16 protein-coding genes and 1 pseudogene are annotated in these 16,636 nt (G+C 38.3%); 9 read left to right on the top strand and 8 right to left on the bottom strand.

The annotated features are described in order from the left end of the window. The first annotated feature begins 258 nt into the window (after positions 1–258). The 6 genes and pseudogenes from ACFIK8_RS01185 (at position 259) to ACFIK8_RS01160 (ending at position 6,047) form a co-directional block, all read left to right on the top strand. Positions 259–402, top strand: coding sequence for a TrwH protein (locus ACFIK8_RS01185; RefSeq protein WP_375661618.1), 144 nt, complete (start codon positions 259–261; stop codon positions 400–402). Further along, the gene (locus ACFIK8_RS01180; RefSeq protein WP_375635290.1) at positions 399–1,100 is read left to right on the top strand and encodes a virB8 family protein; all 702 of its coding nucleotides are present in this window, start codon (positions 399–401) and stop codon (positions 1,098–1,100) included. Before ACFIK8_RS01185 ends, ACFIK8_RS01180 begins: the two co-directional genes overlap by 4 nt. 13 nt (positions 1,101–1,113) lie before the next feature. After that, positions 1,114–1,920: a P-type conjugative transfer protein VirB9 gene (virB9, locus tag ACFIK8_RS01175; RefSeq protein WP_375635291.1), complete on the top strand. Its 807-nt coding sequence runs from the start codon at positions 1,114–1,116 to the stop codon at positions 1,918–1,920. Further along, the gene (gene virB10 / locus ACFIK8_RS01170) at positions 1,920–3,077 is read left to right on the top strand and encodes a type IV secretion system protein VirB10 (protein ID WP_375668914.1); all 1,158 of its coding nucleotides are present in this window, start codon (positions 1,920–1,922) and stop codon (positions 3,075–3,077) included. The genes virB9 and virB10 overlap by 1 nt, the downstream gene beginning before the upstream one ends. Then, a complete protein-coding gene (virB11, locus tag ACFIK8_RS01165) occupies positions 3,052–4,113 on the top strand; it encodes a P-type DNA transfer ATPase VirB11 (RefSeq protein ID WP_375635292.1) in 1,062 nt (353 codons plus the stop codon). The genes virB10 and virB11 overlap by 26 nt, the downstream gene beginning before the upstream one ends. 922 nt (positions 4,114–5,035) lie before the next feature. Beyond that, positions 5,036–6,047: pseudogene (locus ACFIK8_RS01160) on the top strand (integrase). 1,363 nt (positions 6,048–7,410) lie between these two features. On the opposite strand, the gene ACFIK8_RS01155 reads toward ACFIK8_RS01160, so the two are convergent. From ACFIK8_RS01155 to rimM, 7 genes are all read right to left on the bottom strand, one after another. Continuing rightward, on the bottom strand, positions 7,411–8,190 hold the full coding sequence (locus ACFIK8_RS01155) for a succinate dehydrogenase iron-sulfur subunit (protein ID WP_375644314.1): 780 nt from the start codon (positions 8,188–8,190) through the stop codon (positions 7,411–7,413). Between the two features lie 15 nt (positions 8,191–8,205). After that, complete coding sequence (gene sdhA / locus ACFIK8_RS01150) at positions 8,206–10,050, bottom strand: succinate dehydrogenase flavoprotein subunit (RefSeq protein WP_375635294.1); 1,845 nt, start codon at positions 10,048–10,050, stop codon at positions 8,206–8,208. Positions 10,051–10,056: 6 nt separating this feature from the next. Continuing rightward, on the bottom strand, positions 10,057–10,443 hold the full coding sequence (gene sdhD / locus ACFIK8_RS01145) for a succinate dehydrogenase, hydrophobic membrane anchor protein (RefSeq protein ID WP_375624899.1): 387 nt from the start codon (positions 10,441–10,443) through the stop codon (positions 10,057–10,059). A gap of 18 nt (positions 10,444–10,461) precedes the next feature. Further along, entirely contained in the window at positions 10,462–10,863 is a 402-nt protein-coding gene (gene sdhC, locus ACFIK8_RS01140; protein WP_015857037.1) for a succinate dehydrogenase, cytochrome b556 subunit, read from the bottom strand. 472 nt (positions 10,864–11,335) lie between these two features. Next, complete coding sequence (gene rplS / locus ACFIK8_RS01135; protein ID WP_375668856.1) at positions 11,336–11,776, bottom strand: 50S ribosomal protein L19; 441 nt, start codon at positions 11,774–11,776, stop codon at positions 11,336–11,338. A 209-nt stretch (positions 11,777–11,985) separates the two neighbouring features. Beyond that, positions 11,986–12,684, bottom strand: a complete 699-nt coding sequence (trmD, locus tag ACFIK8_RS01130) for a tRNA (guanosine(37)-N1)-methyltransferase TrmD (RefSeq protein ID WP_015857039.1) — start codon at positions 12,682–12,684, stop codon at positions 11,986–11,988. Positions 12,685–12,991: 307 nt separating this feature from the next. Continuing rightward, entirely contained in the window at positions 12,992–13,549 is a 558-nt protein-coding gene (gene rimM, locus ACFIK8_RS01125; protein WP_375635296.1) for a ribosome maturation factor RimM, read from the bottom strand. Between the two features lie 132 nt (positions 13,550–13,681). Here rimM and ACFIK8_RS01120 point away from each other — a divergent pair, with 132 nt between their 5' ends. Both ACFIK8_RS01120 and ACFIK8_RS01115 read left to right on the top strand, forming a co-directional pair. Then, positions 13,682–14,503: a SapC family protein gene (locus ACFIK8_RS01120; RefSeq protein ID WP_015857041.1), complete on the top strand. Its 822-nt coding sequence runs from the start codon at positions 13,682–13,684 to the stop codon at positions 14,501–14,503. 3 nt (positions 14,504–14,506) lie between these two features. Beyond that, positions 14,507–15,475, top strand: a complete 969-nt coding sequence (locus ACFIK8_RS01115) for a tyrosine recombinase XerC (protein ID WP_375635297.1) — start codon at positions 14,507–14,509, stop codon at positions 15,473–15,475. 20 nt (positions 15,476–15,495) lie between these two features. Here ACFIK8_RS01115 and ACFIK8_RS01110 read toward each other — a convergent pair whose 3' ends face one another. Further along, the gene (locus ACFIK8_RS01110) at positions 15,496–15,768 is read right to left on the bottom strand and encodes a BolA family protein (RefSeq protein WP_375635298.1); all 273 of its coding nucleotides are present in this window, start codon (positions 15,766–15,768) and stop codon (positions 15,496–15,498) included. Between the two features lie 124 nt (positions 15,769–15,892). Here ACFIK8_RS01110 and ACFIK8_RS01105 point away from each other — a divergent pair, with 124 nt between their 5' ends. Then, positions 15,893–16,513, top strand: a complete 621-nt coding sequence (locus tag ACFIK8_RS01105) for a J domain-containing protein (RefSeq protein WP_375635299.1) — start codon at positions 15,893–15,895, stop codon at positions 16,511–16,513. Positions 16,514–16,636 lie beyond the last annotated feature (123 nt).

Here is a 16,636-nt window from a genome sequence, read left to right as displayed (position 1 = left end):
GAGACATAGAAACTAGATGAGATAAAAAGCAATGCTGCTCGTAACAGATGCCCTTAATATCCATATGACAAAATAACGAGGATATCCAATCCTAAAGTAAAAAATATTCGCACTGAAATTGAGCTATTTTCATAAATTAAAAAATGAAATTAAGAAAAGATCAATTATCGCAAACTATACACTTTACTTTAGTGTCAAAATTATAATAATGATAATAAATATTAAGATGCATATAACAGTAAAAAGAGTCATATTAAAATGAAGTCGATCATTCTTATAATTTTGATTGCAAACCTTTTATCGGCTTGTGTATTAGCACCAAAGCTCAAACAGCCCAATGATAGGAACCGTGTGCCTATTAATAAAACAATCCCTGCCGAAATTAAGCGAGGAGACAGATGAAAACAAAACAAGTAAAACCAGTGAAAGCCGAACAACTTAGCAGTTATTATGAAGAAAGCCGTGGCTTAGAACGTGATCTTATTAATGAATTTATAAGATCGCGCAGAACGGCATGGCGTGTAGCGAGTACTGTTGGTCTTTTTGGCTTATTCGGTATGATATGTGGAGTCGTTGGGTTTTCTCAACCAGCTCCAACTCCCTTAGTATTGCGCGTTGATAACACGACGGGTGCAGTTGATGTTATCTCAGTCATGCGTGAACACAAAGAAAGCTATGGTGAAGTTGTAGATAGATATTGGCTAAACCAATATGTGCTTAACCGCGAAAATTACGACTACGATACGATTCAACTGAACTATGACACAACAGCACTTTTAAGTGCGGCATCTGTTCAACAAGAATATTATAAAATCTATGATGGAGAAAATGCACGGGACAAAGTGCTTTCCAATAAAGCACGTATCACAGTCAAAGTACGATCAATCCAGCTTAATGGACTCGGTCAAGCAACTGTACGTTTTACGACTCAGCAACTTGACAGCAGCGGTGCTACTACCGGACCAAAACAGCACCAGATTGCAACAATTGGTTACACCTATGTCAGTGCACCCATGAAATCATCTGATCGATTGCTTAACCCCCTTGGTTTTCAAATAACAAGTTACCGTTCTGACCCAGAAATACTGTTAAATGATTAAGGAATTGATTGTTATGAAAAAACTTGCGTTCGTTGTTCTATTGTCTTCGTTTTCTTCTCTTTATACGGTACCTGTGCAGGCGCTCAAAAGTCCATCAAATTCACAATATGATCACCGCATTCGCTATATAACATATAACGAAGCCGATGTGGTTCAAATTGAAACAGTTCTTGGTGTGGCAACACATATTATTCTTGAAGAAGGTGAACAGTATATCACTCATGCCTTTGGCGATTCAGAAGCCTATGCCTTTGCTCATAAAGGGCGGCATATTTTTATTAAACCAAAAGCAGAACTTGCCAATACCAATCTCATCGTTGTAACTGACAAACGGAGTTACAAATTCCGACTACAGTTTCGAAATGACCGTGCAGGATCAACATATGAATTAGCTTTCCATTATCCCGATTCAAATGATGAAAAGTCAGAAGAAAACAACCGACGCCTTGCGATTGAACGTGGTTTTCACCAAAGCGTCAAAGGCTATAATCTCAGTTATACTATGAGCGGTCATCAAGATATTGCTCCGATAAATGCTTGGGACAATGGGCGTATTACTTACTTCAAATTTCCCGCTAACATGGATATGCCATCGATTTATGTCGTAGATGCTGAAGGCAATGAAAGCTTAATACCACGCACCGTTATCGGCAGTTCTAATGATATTATCGCCGTTCATAAGGTCAATCCTAAATGGCTCATACGACTTGGTAAACGCGCTCTAGCTGTTTTTAATGAAGCCTATGACCCCAATGGCGTACCAAACACAACAGGGACAGTATCTTCGGTGGTTTATCGTATCAATAAAGGAGGAAAATGATGTTTGACAATAAGGAAGGAGAGGGAAAAGGTACAAAACTGGATAACGTCGAGCAAAAACATATTGAAGGTACTTATGGAGAGTCGGAACTAGGTTCTGAACGTCGTCCGACAATTCCAGGTACCCGTGCATTGTTAGTGGTAGGACTTATTGTCATAGTAACGATACCGATTGCCTTGACTTGGAAAGCTTTTAAAATGCGTAATACCGTGGAAGTTGAGGAAGAAAAACCACAACAAATAGTACAGCAAATTATACCAAACTATGTCCCTCGGATTATAGAAGAGCCGAAGATTGTAGAAGAAGCAGAAAAATCAGCACAAATAGAAGATTCAAACCTGGATATTCCACCGGCTTTGAGTAAGCTTCTTCAAACAGCCATTCCTCCACATATGCTCCAAGATTCTGAAGAATTAGCACGCAAACGTATGCTCAGTTCTAGCCTTAACAGCGGTGGTAGCGAAGGATCTACAGATACAAATAACAAAGCATCGAATAATGATAGAGGTAGTGGCGTATTATTTGATAACCTTCAGCCCGTACGTTTAGGTCAATCACATGCGGTGCAACTTCGTAACCGTGACTTTTTGATTACGCAAGGAACACAAATAGATTGCACGTTAGAAACAAAGATCATTACATCACAACCCGGAATGACGACCTGTCATTTAACACGCGATATTTATTCCACAAGTGGTCGTGTTGTTTTGCTTGACCGTGGTTCTAAAGTCGTTGGTTTTTACCAAAGTGGCATACAACAAGGACAAACGCGTGTGTTTGTGCAATGGTTACGCATCGAAACGCCTTCTGGTGTTGTTGTCAATCTTGACTCACCTGGCACAGGTCCTCTGGGTGAAGCGGGTATTGGTGGCTGGGTTGATAGACACTTTTGGGAGAGATTTGGTGGTGCAATTATGGTAAGCATTATCGGTGATTTAGGAGAATGGGTAAAAGGAAAAGTTAGTAAAATCAGTAAAGAAAATAAAGAGAACTCACAAAATAAAGGTGCTCAGAATGCTGAATCTATAGCAATCGATGTTCTTCAAAACTCCATCAATATCACACCAACACTTTACAAAAACCAAGGCGAACGAGTAAATATTTTTGTTGCTCGTGATCTGGATTTCAGCGATGTCTACAGTCTTGTCACACGTTAACCCGATACAGAAAGATCAAGCAGTTTTTCAGCTTCTACAACCGCTTGATTGTTTCTTAGAAGATCCCTCGATCACTGAATTATCGATTTGCCGCCCCTGTGAAGTATGGACGAAAAGCTTTAAGGGTTGGCAAGTACATAGCGTACCAGAGTTAACAACCACTTTTTTGCAAACGCTCATTACAGCTATTATCGTTTATAACGGTATGGCTCCCAAAAGTATTAATTATGTGCTATTGCCTGGTGGACAACGTGGTACAATTATACAAACGCCAGCTGTCGTTGATGGTGCTCTTTCCTTTGTAATTCGTAAACATTCTCTTATAGTTAAGACGTTAGAAGAACTCAAAGAAGAAGGTGCATTTGATGATTTCTCCGACGTAAGTTTTAACAAACCTTCGCAAAAAGAAGCAAATAACTTGTTATCGAAGCAGGACTTCACACGGTTGGAGCCATTTGAAGTTCAACTTTTGCAACATAAACGTGATGGAAAAATTCTTGACTTTTTACAAGAATGCGTCTTTCACAAACGCAACATTATTATTGCAGGTAAGACAGGATCTGGTAAAACAACATTTGCTCGCTCTTTAATTGAAAAGGTCCCTGTAGAGGAGCGTATTATCACAATTGAAGATGTTCATGAGCTTTTTCTACCCAATCATCCCAATCATGTACATATGATTTATGGTAATAATGTAGGCCGTGTTTCAGCTGAAGAATGCCTAGATGCGTGTATGCGTCAGTCGCCCGACCGAATTTTTCTCGCTGAATTGCGAGGTAATGAAGCATGGGAATATCTCAATTCACTCAACACTGGTCATCCCGGATCGATTACAACAACGCATGCCAACAGCGCTTTGCAGACATTTGAACGATGTGCCACCTTGATTAAAAGATCAGAAGTTGGCCGGCAACTCGAGTTAGAAATGATAAAAATCGTCCTCTATACAACAGTTGACGTAGTGTTGTTCTTTAGAGATAGAAAACTCTCTGAAGTCTTTTACGACCCGATTTTTGCCAAATCAAAAATCGCTTAAGGGGAACTTTCTCTCTCGGTAATATGATGCGAACAAAAATAGCCGTCACTAATTGTTACGGCTATTTTTTAACTTTTCCTATTCTCTTTACTTCTCCAATGCATTTTCTACACTCTTCATGAATAAAAGAAGAAAAAAGTTAATATACAAAAACTTTACGAGAAAACCAAATTATACATAAGGCTCTCTCTATTTTCTTACCTTTAATCATTTTTTCCATTTATCTTTTGATAAAGGTATGTTTGATGCAAAAAAAATAGCTATAAAATAAATATTTCAACAAAAGAAAAGAATAAATTTTGAATCGCCTATCAATGAAAGCTTTGTAAAATAGATACTTTCGATCATCACAAACAATTATCGTCATCAAGACCAAAACTTATCGTTTAAAAATTCTAAGTGCTATTTTCAAGTGATTAATAAATGTGTTTTTTAACCAAACAATCTCCAGATACGGAAAACCTCATACGAAATAAACTATCATTTCGATTTAGCATCTATAAACCACTTTCTATTTGGTAATAAAAAGTATAGTGGCATATCAACGTCTTCTTCGGACGAAGAAAGATTCTTAACCTCCGGCTGTTCGTAAACAACCAAATTTCTCTTAAGCAAGCTTTGCTAACCATATCACGTGGCTTATGTCCCTATCCTAAAGACGATATCCATAGATTACACAAGGTAAGCTCTACTCTGAATATTCCTGTTCTCTTCTCTGCACCTTAAAAAACGAAAATTCCTAAAAGCACAGATTTAAAATCCCTCTTCTTAAGATACATCACATTGATTTATAAAGAGTATTCATTATTCTGCATGTTGAATAAAAGATCTTAGTACCGTAGGATTCTCTCATTACATGTCTCTTGCACATTCCAAATAAATAAAACCGTGTAGAATGAAACTGTATAAAAAAGCACTAAAAATGCCTCTTATAAACCGTCCCAAATGCCAAAAACTGTCGCAACATTGGGAGTTGGCAAAGTGTATAATGGCGCCCAGCTTGCTCTTTTATGAAGTGTAAAGATGGAGATGCTCTATAAATTTTATATTATTCATCGGAACTTTACCATTATACCATCCACGAGCACTGTCGCGAAATGAGCTTGGGAAGCTTAAAGAAAGGTTTCTTTAAAACAAGCGTGTAAATTGACAAGCCAAGCGTATTTGGTTTGAGGCGTTCTGTTTTGCATAAAAGTTGTGATCTTATTAAAGAACGGGAGAAACAAAAGCGTAAAGCAATGCGTAATCTCTATTATTTAAAAGACATTACTCTAGGCGCTTTTGAAAGTCATAAAACTGAACTAAAAAATGACTGAAAAAAGGAAACTGGTTTGCACCTTTACAGCTTCATATTCCCCCCAAATTAGGAGACTGTGTAGCGGTTTCAGAGATTACGCCAACAGAGAGATAAGTAATACTCTTAACTCCCATCTGATAGGTAAAAGCTACAACAGCAAAAGCTCTTTTAGAGAAACAACGCCATAAAGTCATTAATAAACCGACAATGAATTGGAGAAATGTTCTAGATTTTTATCAAACACTCTGCAAAGCAACAATAATGATACAACTGGCTTTGCGTCTGCTTATTCTTACAGGTGCTCGTACCCATCTCTTGCATCAATTCGTGAAGATCAGATTGAAGGGGATATATGGACAATTCTTGGCTCGAGAATATGAACGGTCTGCGTGATACTACAGGAGATTTTCGCGTGCCCTTATGATCAGAAGCATTAAAAATTTTAAAACAAGCACGCTTGTTTTTTCGCAATGATTTCTTTTTTCTGTAACCGATCGTGGTCCTTATTAATGTGAATTTCCTATCACAATATATAAGAGAGATTAGACTAAAAACCTGTCCACGTAGATTTCGCTCTAGTTTACGTAATTGGCTAACAGACTCCACCTATCACACCTCAAAGGACGAAGCCTCTTAACACGCAAAAACTAATCTGCAAACAATCCGCCCCCTCGCCTAGCAGATTTCAAACCACTTTAATTACCACATCCTAAATACGATAGTGTTTTATGGCACAATAGAATAAATACCAAAACAATGACTGATTATACCGTTAATACTTGGAAACCTCTTTTTCATGTTAAGAAATATCTTTTATGCTGAAAAATAAAAAACACTTTTACTGCTTAAACAACTTTCTTAAGCATACATACAAGAACAATGAAATACCCTAACATAATAAATAAGATCTAAATCTAGAAATCTCTATTTTTGATAGATAAAAACATATAACATCAAAACCTCCGAAACTCGTCAAAATACAACATATTTTCTTTGATGATTGAATTTATTCAACTCAAACGAACCTACAAACACCGCTTATTCCACATTCGCAACATGTGTTCTTAGAATTCTTACTATCGTTTTCTAAATTTTTAGAGAAACCTATAAATTTGCTATTTTTTCAAACGTCTTATCTGCTCTTTAATGAATTTAAATCTATGACGTTACAATAATTTTAAATTACTTCCCCCTTAACTGTATGATCTATCTCTACAATAGATAGGGATTTTACGTTCTCCATTTTTTAAGAACTATAAATTTTGTTTTTTAATGCTATTAACAATCCAATCTTTAAAATAAAAAATATGACCTTTAAATATATATAATGATATTATCAAAAATTCCTAATCCCTGAATATTAGCAATGTTTTCAATATTATAATAAACGTATCGTAAAATGACGAACTGTTATAATGATCACTCCTTTGTATTTCATATGAATAATTTACATGCGTTATAATATCTGTATCAGCATTTATTTTTTGTGCTATGTTTATACAGAGTTATCTTTTTTATAAAAAATGATTAATTGAATCTGTATTAAAGTGCAAATTCTGATACGAATTTAATAAAAATAAAAACACATGGCATATTGATTTTATTGTTTTTACACAGAACACTATTTAAAATATAGTTTACCCGAAAGACTAATGACTTTTTAAAGGCAATAATAACCGTGGTAACCGCCTCATAAAAGCCAATAAATTTTTAGAGATCAAACCTCAATAGGCGCAAAAAACACGTACAATTTTCTGTTTTTCTTTTTACTGTTCATTAATCTGTCAATTTTCAAAGTAATATTCAACTATGAGTTTTCTACTCAGCCATTGCAAGAATTGCTTCTACAAGGATTGCTTAATTTTTAGGGATTACTTCGCTTTTAGAATGATTATAGCTACTACGTCTTCATAAGCAGCCGACCCTCTTTTGGAGATTTAATTGCTAAAAGGAGATACAATTTTCTACCTTGCTCTTTATTTTCATCAATCAGTAAATTTTCAAATGCGGCGTTCAACCATGAGTTTTTTAATTTCAGCAATCGCTTTCGCTGGATTTAATCCCTTTGGACAAGTTTGCGCACAATTCATAATCGTATGGCAACGATAAAGGCGGAAAGGATCTTCTAAATTATCAAGACGTTCACCACACATCTCATCACGTGAATCCGCAATCCAGCGATAAGCTTGAAGCAAAACAGCGGGGCCCAAATAACGATCACCGTTCCACCAATAACTTGGACATGAAGTCTGACAACACGCACACAAAATACACTCATAAAGGCCATCGATTTTTTGGCGATCGGAGTGACTTTGTAACCATTCTTTCGCAGGTTCAGGAGAAACTGTTTGCAACCAAGGCTCAATGACTCGATGTTGCGCATAAAAGCGCTTCAAGTCAGGAACCAAATCTTTAACAACCGGCATGGAAGGCAAAGGATAGACTTTAATGGGGTGTTTTACATCATCCATCCCTTTGGTACAAGCCAATGTATTGATTCCATCAATATTCATCGCACATGAACCACAGATGCCTTCACGGCAAGATCGACGAAGTGTCAAAGTTGGATCAATATGGTTTTTAATAAACAAAAGCCCATCAAGAATCATTGGACCACAAGCAGAACGATCTACGTAATAAGTATCCAGACGAGGATTATTCTCATCATCTGGTGACCAACGGTAAACATGAAATTCTGTCAGCTCTGTCGCACCTTCAGGTTTAGGCCAAACCTTCCCCGGTTTGACTTGAGAGTTTTTGGGAAGCTTAATTTGTACCATAATTCGTGTCTCCCCTTAATAAACCCGTTTTTTAGGTGCAATGCGCTTTAAATCGATCCCACCATCAGCTTCAGATGTTAACGGGTCCACATGGACAGGTCGATATGATAACGTCACCTTACCCTCTTTTGACAAATGTGAAAGCGTATGTTTACGCCAGTTTTTATCATCACGCTCTGGATAATCTTCACGAGCATGAGCGCCACGGCTTTCTAAACGAGCTTGTGCAGAATGAACAGTCACAATTGCATTCGCCATGAGATTTTCAAGCTCTAATGTTTCAACCAAATCAGAATTCCATATCAGAGAACGATCTGTAACTTTGAGGTCAGACAATTCCCCCCAGATTTTATTCATCCGTTGACATCCTTGTTGCAAAGAATCTTCTGTACGGAATACTGCCGCATCTTCTTGCATTGTGCGTTGCATTTTTTCACGCAATAGAGCTGTTGGTATCGCCCCTTGTGCAAAACGTAAACGATCAAAACGCGCTATAATTTCGTCAACAGCTTCTTCATTGATGGGTGGAATTTCTGCATTCCGATCAATAACTTCGCCCGCGCGAATGGCAGCAGCACGACCAAACACCACAAGATCAATTAATGAATTTGACCCCAAGCGATTAGCCCCATGAACAGAAGCACATCCTGCTTCTCCTACCGCCATCAGCCCTGGTTGAATACGATCAGGCGAATCAGCCGTCGGATTGAGAACTTCCCCATAGTAATTGGTAGGAATCCCACCCATATTATAATGAACCGTTGGCAAGATGGGGATAGGCTCTTTTGTTACATCCACACCTGCAAAAATCCGTGCTGATTCCGAAATTCCCGGTAAACGTTCGTGCAAGATTGCAGGATCAATATGATTGAGAACCAAATGAATATGGTCCTTCTTAGGTCCAACGCCACGTCCTTCACGAATTTCAAGTGTGATACAACGCGAAACCAAGTCACGTGAAGCTAAATCCTTAAAGGAAGGTGCATAGCGCTCCATAAAGCGTTCACCTTCAGAATTGATTAAATAGCCTCCTTCACCACGAGCTCCTTCTGTAATTAAGCAGCCAGAACCGTAAATCCCTGTCGGATGGAATTGCACAAATTCCATATCCTGAAGTGGCAATCCAGCGCGTGCGACCATTCCACCACCATCACCCGTACAGGTATGCGCCGATGTCGCAGAAAAATAAGCCCGTCCATAACCACCGGTTGCAAGCACAACCATTTTGGCAGAAAAACGATGTATTGTACCATCATCGAGATCCCATGCCACAACCCCCGTACAAACCCCATCCGTCATGATAAGATCGAGTGCAAAATATTCAATAAAAAATTGCGCATTATGCTTTAAGCTTTGTCCATAAAGCGTATGCAAAATGGCATGGCCTGTACGGTCAGCTGCTGCACAAGTACGCTGAACAGGTGGACCTTCACCAAATTGTGTCGTATGTCCACCAAAAGGACGTTGATAAATTTTGCCTTCTTGCGTCCGCGAAAAAGGAACGCCATAATGTTCTAATTCGTAGACAGCAGCAGGTGCATTACGCACCAAATACTCCATTGCATCGGTATCACCCAACCAATCAGAACCTTTCACGGTATCATATAAATGCCACTGCCAATTGTCAGGTCCCATATTTGAAAGCGATGCAGCAATCCCCCCTTGTGCTGCAACCGTGTGTGAGCGAGTTGGAAAAACCTTCGTAATACAAGCTGTCTTTAATCCTTGTTCCGCCATACCAAGTGTTGCACGTAATCCTGCACCACCTGCCCCAACAACAACAACATCAAATTTATGATCTACAGTGCGATAAGGGGCGTTACCTGCTCTAGCGCCCAGAGATGATCCTGTACCCGCCATACTTGTTTAACCCCCTAATGCAATTTTCAAAAGAGAAAAAATAATGACACCACCTATAAGAAAACAAAATGAAATATTTAACGTCAAAAAGAATATTCGGAAACCTTCACGTGGAATATAATCTTCAATCACCACTTGCATACCAAGTTTCATATGATAAAGGACTGAAAAAGTCATCAATCCCATCAAAATAGCCACAACGGGATGTGCAAGCCGTGCACGCACAATACTATAATCCTTGCCTACAAGCGAAAGAATAAGAACAATAAAAAATATCAAAAGCGGCAGATTGACAAGCCCAGTCAAACGCTGTAGCCAAAAATGCTCTGTTCCTTCATGAGCACTCCCATGCCCCCGTACTTTTCCAAGTTCCGTTCGAAAGTCTTTTTTCATATCTCTTTTCACCCCCAGCTAAACAACGCTATATCCAATAATCCAAATTACAAAAGTAACAATAAGAGAGATAAACACTGTCGCCCAAGCAGTGACTGTTGCCTTTTCTTTTGCCAAAAGGCAAGGCATCATATCCCAAACAATGTGGCGAATACCACCAACCATGTGATGAACCCCTGCCAAAGTATAAAGAAACAAGATACACAATCCAAACCAAGAACTATAAATCTCGTGAACCGTTCTGAATGTCTCCTCCCCACAAGCAATAGCAATTAACCAAACAGCAAGAAAGACCATTCCAACATAAAGTGCCATACCCGTAACGCGATGCGCAATGGACATAGCCATAGTAATTGTCCAACGATAAATACTTATATGAGGGGAACGAGGGCGCTCTTTTATCCTAGTTGTTTCTGTCATAAAATATCCTGACCTGGTTTTTACTGCAACCGCAATGAACGAGAAAGTCCGCATAAAACGACTAAATATATTATCTCGTTTTTACTTGTTTGGCATCTCAAGATACCAATATTACAGGTCGGTTGTCTCAAATAACGGATTAAAGGTCACGCATAAAAAAACCGATTACTCCACGGATATAATCCGCAAAACTCGCCTTAATCTAATACAATTTTATCTTCACGTCAAAGGTCTAACATCTTTTCTCAAATATAAATAGGCATTTTTTCAGATTAAACTTATCTTTTTGAGTATCCACGATATATGCAATGATATCTAAATTCACCCGTTATTAAGAATAAAAAGAGGCAAAAATTGATAGATTAAACATTTTTATGTCCCCTCCAAGCCTTTTAAAAGACAAAACGAATCACAAAAGACACAAAAAGCGACTTTTATGCCGCTTTTGCATAAAGTTTAGCCGATATAATCTTTACTCAGCAACTTGCTTTTCAACATCTGTGCTTACAGCTGCTGCTCCTACTTTCTCAACAACCTTTTCAGCTTTTTTCCGATAATCTCTCTTTTCAGCGATACGCGCAGCTTTACCTCTCAAACCACGAAGATAATAGAGTTTTGCACGGCGCACTTTACCACGGCGCACCAGCTCAACACCTTCAATCAACGGAGAATAAACAGGAAACACCCGTTCTACCCCTTCACCATAAGAAATCTTGCGTACTGTAAAGGTCTCATTCAACCCACCGCCTGAACGCGCAATACAAACACCTTCGTAAGCCTGAACACGCGTCCGCGTACCTTCCGTCACACGCACCATGACACGGACTGTATCTCCTGGCTGAAAGGCTGGAAATTGGCGCTTTTCTTCAATTTTTGCACATTGTTCAGCTTCAAGTTGTGCGATAATATTCATTTCTTTTATCCTTCATGTTCTTTATCGAACAGTCAGAGCGCTCAACTCTTACCAAAAAAGCCTTTATTAAGAATAAGGAGCTCTTTAGGCTATGCCTTACACAGGAGCGAATACACCATTCCTTCATTTAATTTTGGAACTACAGAAAACCTTTTATAAAAAAACTCTCTAAAAAGAGAGCCATGCAATACACCACCTTATCATATGAATCAAGTTTTCTGATGATTTTTATCATAACGCGCATAAAGATCAGGACGACGTTGACGTGTTAACAATTCGGCTTGACTTTGACGCCAATCTGCGATCGCTTTGTGATGACCTGAGAGCAACACAGGCGGAATACCCCGCCCTTCGAAAAGGGAAGGACGTGTATATTGCGGATGTTCCAGCAAGCCATTTTCAAAACTTTCACTCTTCGCAGAAGCTGCATTCCCCATCACTCCAGGCAAAAGACGTATAATAGCATCTAAGATAACCAATGCAGCTGTTTCACCCCCTGAAAGAATATAATCACCTATAGAGACTTCTTCTAATTCTCGTGCTTCTATGACTCGCTCATCAACCCCTTCAAAACGTCCACAAACTAACGTTACACCCGTATCACGAGCCAAGCTATGCGCATAAGCTTGGTCAAAAGGGCGCCCACGTGGACTCATCAACAATCTTGGCGAATCCTGTGGACAAAAATCAAGAGCAGCCGCCAATACATCCGCCCGCATTACCATACCAGCCCCCCCACCAGCAGGTGTATCATCAACGCTATGGTGTTTGTCCAAAGCAAAATCCCTAATCTGTACCGTCTCCAGTGACCAAATTCCGCGCTCCAAAGCTTGCCCTGCTAAAGAATACCCTAAAAAACCAGGAAACATTTCAGGATAAAGGGTTAAAACGCGCGCCTGAAACTTCATTTTATTTCTCATCCTTATTTTCTTAAACAGACTCTAATAATAGCAAAAATAGCACAAATAATAGCAAAAATAGCACAAACAAGACTTTTAACGCTATAGCGTTAATATAAATCTCCTTGATCTGCGTCATATTCAATACGATCCTTCTAAATACTTGCACTAAAAAAAGACTCTAAAAATTCAGGACTATCTCAAGATAAAGTGTTTACAATATCTACTCAAAAGTACATTTTTAATATTTCCACACTCTCCACTTTTTATTGACGAAATTCATCGGTTATTTTTCCCTTCATCTTTATTTTTAGATTCAAGCTATTTCCTTTTTATCATTGTCTCCCCCATCACTTAAACCAGCTGCCATGGGATCAACAACAAGAAAACCAGAATCCATACAAATTTCTGGTACCGCCACCTTACTAAAGGGAATAAGAACTCTTTTACCCGTATTCAAACGTATTTCAAGCAAATCACCAGCCCCGAAATTAAAGAAACCACACACTTCACCCACGACTTTTCCCCCAAAATCTTGAACACGCAAGCCTATTAAATCAACTTGATAAAACTCATCCTCATCCAGATCATCAATTAATTGATTACGCATCACATAAAGGCGAATACCTTTTAAAGACTCAGCAACATTACGATTTTCTACCCCTCTAAAACGTACAATCGCCTTATTTTTTTGTATACGAAGAGTTACAATTTCATAAGAACGCCCCATATCATCATAAAGAGTGCTGTAGGACTTGAAACGCTGTGGCTCAGCACTTAGAATTTTAACAAAAACATCTCCTTTTATACCATGAGGCATACCAATAATGGCAAGATAGACTTTATTTTTAAGCTTTTCTTTATTATACTTCATGCAAAAATATTATCTCTCAAAAATGAACCCTTTAATCTTATAGTTTTCTATTCAATCTTGTTGCCATATGAGACAATCTTCTAAAAGAACTTTCTTGGTAACAAAAAACAAATTAATAAAGGAGAAAGTCTTATGGCAAATATTATGCTATTTTACAAAGATATCACACCAATCAACAAAGTTTCCCATAAAAATCTAAAATTTGCTCCTCCAAGTGATATGTCTTTTGCCAAGGATACTCACTGGGTTCCTTTAGCAAGTACTGAATATTTTCAAGCAGCACTAGACTATCCCATTTTATTTATGTGCGCCGAAGATGAACAAAAAAAACGGCACTACACATCCGCGGCTCTTGTCGGTCTTTCTAATGACGAAAATGACTATATCGCTTCTGATAAAAGTTGGAAAACCAATACTTATGTCCCTGCTTTTGTCCGTCGCTATCCTTTTGTTCTGGCACAAATTAGCAATGAAAAAGAACTTTCTGTTTGCTTTGATCAACAGTCAGGTATGTTTAATGAAGTTGCAGGAACAGAACTTTTTAATTCCGACGGCTCTATTTCTCCTTTTATGGAAGAACGTATTCGTTTTCTTGAAAGTTTTAAAATCGCTATGGAGAAAACCTCTGAGTTTATTGATGCTCTTGTGGAAATGGATCTTCTAAGCCAGAAATCTATCAATGTGAAAAACGATAAAGGACTCTCAGCGCAATTGGAACATTTTTGGGTTGTTGATGAAGAAAAATTGAATAAATTATCAGCAAGCCAACTTGCCAAACTTCATAAAAATGGCTTTTTAGGATTAATTTTTGCGCATTTGATGTCAACACACAATCTCTTAAAAATACTCTCTCTCAAAGGTGAAAAGCAACTTATCAATCGTGAAGAGCAACCCCAAAACAAGAATGGTCATTCTAACGATGAAAAATCTAAAAAGAAAGAAACTCTCAACTAGATAATGCCTATCAAAAACGACAAGAGAAAAGATGAAAATATTCCTCTCATTCCAGCAGACCATGCAATTTTAAACGCAAGGAAAAATTGGTTAGAGTGTCTCGTCCAAACACGTCGTATGTCGGCACAAACAGTGCAAGCCTATGAACGTGATACGCGGCAATTTTTGTCTTTTCTCTGTCAACACTTAAGCCATACACCAACCCTTACAGATCTTGCTCTTTTACGCATCAGTGACTTGCGTGCTTATCTTGCTTATCGGCGTACAAACAATGTAAGTGCTCGCTCTTTAAGCCGCGGAGTGGCAGGCATACGTTCTTTTTTCAAGTACCTATCACGTGAAGGAATCGTCAATGTTCCCGCGGCTCAACTTATCCGAAGCCCCAAACACCCAAAATCACTCCCAAAACCTTTAGCGATCAAATCAGCACTTCACATAGTCAAACAAGAAAACCAGCTAGAAAATGAACCTTGGATTAACGCTCGTAATGCGGCTGTCCTCATGCTTCTCTATGGCTGTGGAATGCGAATATCAGAAGCCTTAAGCCTCACACCAGAACAATTTTCTGATCCTGAAAAAACAAGTTTATTTATAACAGGAAAAGGCGGCAAAACACGCCTTGTTCCTCTCATCAAAATTGTTTACGAAGCTGTACAAAATTATCTCAAATGTTGCCCATATCCTTTAGTGGATAACCAACCCATATTTCGCGGGGCACGAGGCGGCCCCCTACAGCCCGCCATTATTCAGAAAACTGTACGCAACTTACGAGCAAGCCTTGGTTTACCAGAAACTGCAACGCCTCACACACTGCGCCATTCTTTTGCCACCCATCTTTTATCACGGGGAGGAGATTTACGCACGATTCAAGAACTTCTTGGGCACGCTAGTCTTTCCACCACACAAATCTATACCCATGTCGATACAGACCATTTGTTAGAAATTTATCAAAAGGCCCATCCCCGTTCCTAAAAAACGTCTCATCAAAAAAATTAGAGTGTTTCAACCTCAAGTGCCAAGGCATGGACACAAGTAGCTAACTCTTTTTGTAAAACTTTATAAATCGCTCGATGTATTTCTACGCGTGTCATATTGGAAAAAGAAGAAGATAAAATTTTCACTCGAAAATGTGTTTCTCCTTTACCATCAAAAGCATGTTCATTGTGAGGATGCCCCTCATGAAGATGACTTTCGTTAATCACTTCAAGCTTTTGCGGATGAAAAGCATCCTGAAGCTTTCTCTTGATTATTGTTTCTATAAACATTTTTCATTCCTCAAACAAAATGAACGTGCAAAAATACACCTTTTTCATAATAAAATAAGTGTGAAAACAAATTTTTCAAAAGTCAATTCTTGTAAAATTAATCAATTTTGCATAAACCAAGAGTATGACAATAACATCTAAATTATTCGATTCAATTCGCATAAGCTCAAATAAAAAACAAAAAGCTGAGCCAGAAGCGCAACAGTGTCAGTGGGAAGGTTGTGAAAAAACAGGGTCCCATAAAGCACCAGCAGGTCGAAATCACGAAGGACAATATTTATATTTTTGTATTGAACACGTACGCGCCTATAATAAAAATTTTAATTACTTCTCTGGTCTTAGCAATAAAGATATCGCAAAATTTCAAAAGGATGCTCTCACAGGACATCGTCCGACATGGCCTACAGATCTGAGCAATGGTACATCGAAAAAAACAGCCGCTAATTATGCAAAGATTCGCTCTGGAACAGCTGCCTATCAAAATCGCATGCGCGATCCCTTCACGCTTTTTACTGAGCGGCATTCAACCAATAATTTCTCACGAAAATTAAAGCCCTTAGAAGCAAAAGCTTTTGATACACTGGGACTACAGGCAAACGCTTCAGCAGAAGACATCAAAATGAAATATAAAGAGTTGGTAAAAAAGCACCATCCTGATTCCAATGGTGGTAATCGTGCTTCAGAAGAGCGCTTTCGTGATGTTTTACATGCTTATAATTTGCTAAAAAAATCTGGTTTGTGTTAAAAACATGTACTTATATGAGCCTATTTTCATTTAGACCATCATTATTTGCGCAAGATATTATTTTTTTGCAAAACATTATAGAATACGTAAAAATCTTCCTTCACATCTAAGGCTTTCATTATA

The sequence above is a fragment of the Bartonella sp. MR168JLCBS genome, from assembly GCF_042194175.1.
The sequence above is the reverse complement of the archived record's forward strand: the minus strand, read 5'-3'. Positions and strand labels throughout refer to the sequence as shown.

Bases quoted from the DNA above. Each gene is read 5' to 3' on its own strand.
- ACFIK8_RS01185 (WP_375661618.1), top strand. From the start codon at position 259: ATGAAGTCGATCATTCTTATAATTTTGATTGCAAACCTTTTATCGGCT.
- ACFIK8_RS01180 (WP_375635290.1), top strand. From the start codon at position 399: ATGAAAACAAAACAAGTAAAACCAGTGAAAGCCGAACAACTTAGCAGT.
- virB9 (WP_375635291.1), top strand. From the start codon at position 1,114: ATGAAAAAACTTGCGTTCGTTGTTCTATTGTCTTCGTTTTCTTCTCTT.
- virB10 (WP_375668914.1), top strand. From the start codon at position 1,920: ATGTTTGACAATAAGGAAGGAGAGGGAAAAGGTACAAAACTGGATAAC.
- virB11 (WP_375635292.1), top strand. From the start codon at position 3,052: ATGTCTACAGTCTTGTCACACGTTAACCCGATACAGAAAGATCAAGCA.
- ACFIK8_RS01155 (WP_375644314.1), bottom strand. From the start codon at position 8,190: ATGGTACAAATTAAGCTTCCCAAAAACTCTCAAGTCAAACCGGGGAAG.
- sdhA (WP_375635294.1), bottom strand. From the start codon at position 10,050: ATGGCGGGTACAGGATCATCTCTGGGCGCTAGAGCAGGTAACGCCCCT.
- sdhD (WP_375624899.1), bottom strand. From the start codon at position 10,443: ATGAAAAAAGACTTTCGAACGGAACTTGGAAAAGTACGGGGGCATGGG.
- sdhC (WP_015857037.1), bottom strand. From the start codon at position 10,863: ATGACAGAAACAACTAGGATAAAAGAGCGCCCTCGTTCCCCTCATATA.
- rplS (WP_375668856.1), bottom strand. From the start codon at position 11,776: ATGAATATTATCGCACAACTTGAAGCTGAACAATGTGCAAAAATTGAA.
- trmD (WP_015857039.1), bottom strand. From the start codon at position 12,684: ATGAAGTTTCAGGCGCGCGTTTTAACCCTTTATCCTGAAATGTTTCCT.
- rimM (WP_375635296.1), bottom strand. From the start codon at position 13,549: ATGAAGTATAATAAAGAAAAGCTTAAAAATAAAGTCTATCTTGCCATT.
- ACFIK8_RS01120 (WP_015857041.1), top strand. From the start codon at position 13,682: ATGGCAAATATTATGCTATTTTACAAAGATATCACACCAATCAACAAA.
- ACFIK8_RS01115 (WP_375635297.1), top strand. From the start codon at position 14,507: ATGCCTATCAAAAACGACAAGAGAAAAGATGAAAATATTCCTCTCATT.
- ACFIK8_RS01110 (WP_375635298.1), bottom strand. From the start codon at position 15,768: ATGTTTATAGAAACAATAATCAAGAGAAAGCTTCAGGATGCTTTTCAT.
- ACFIK8_RS01105 (WP_375635299.1), top strand. From the start codon at position 15,893: ATGACAATAACATCTAAATTATTCGATTCAATTCGCATAAGCTCAAAT.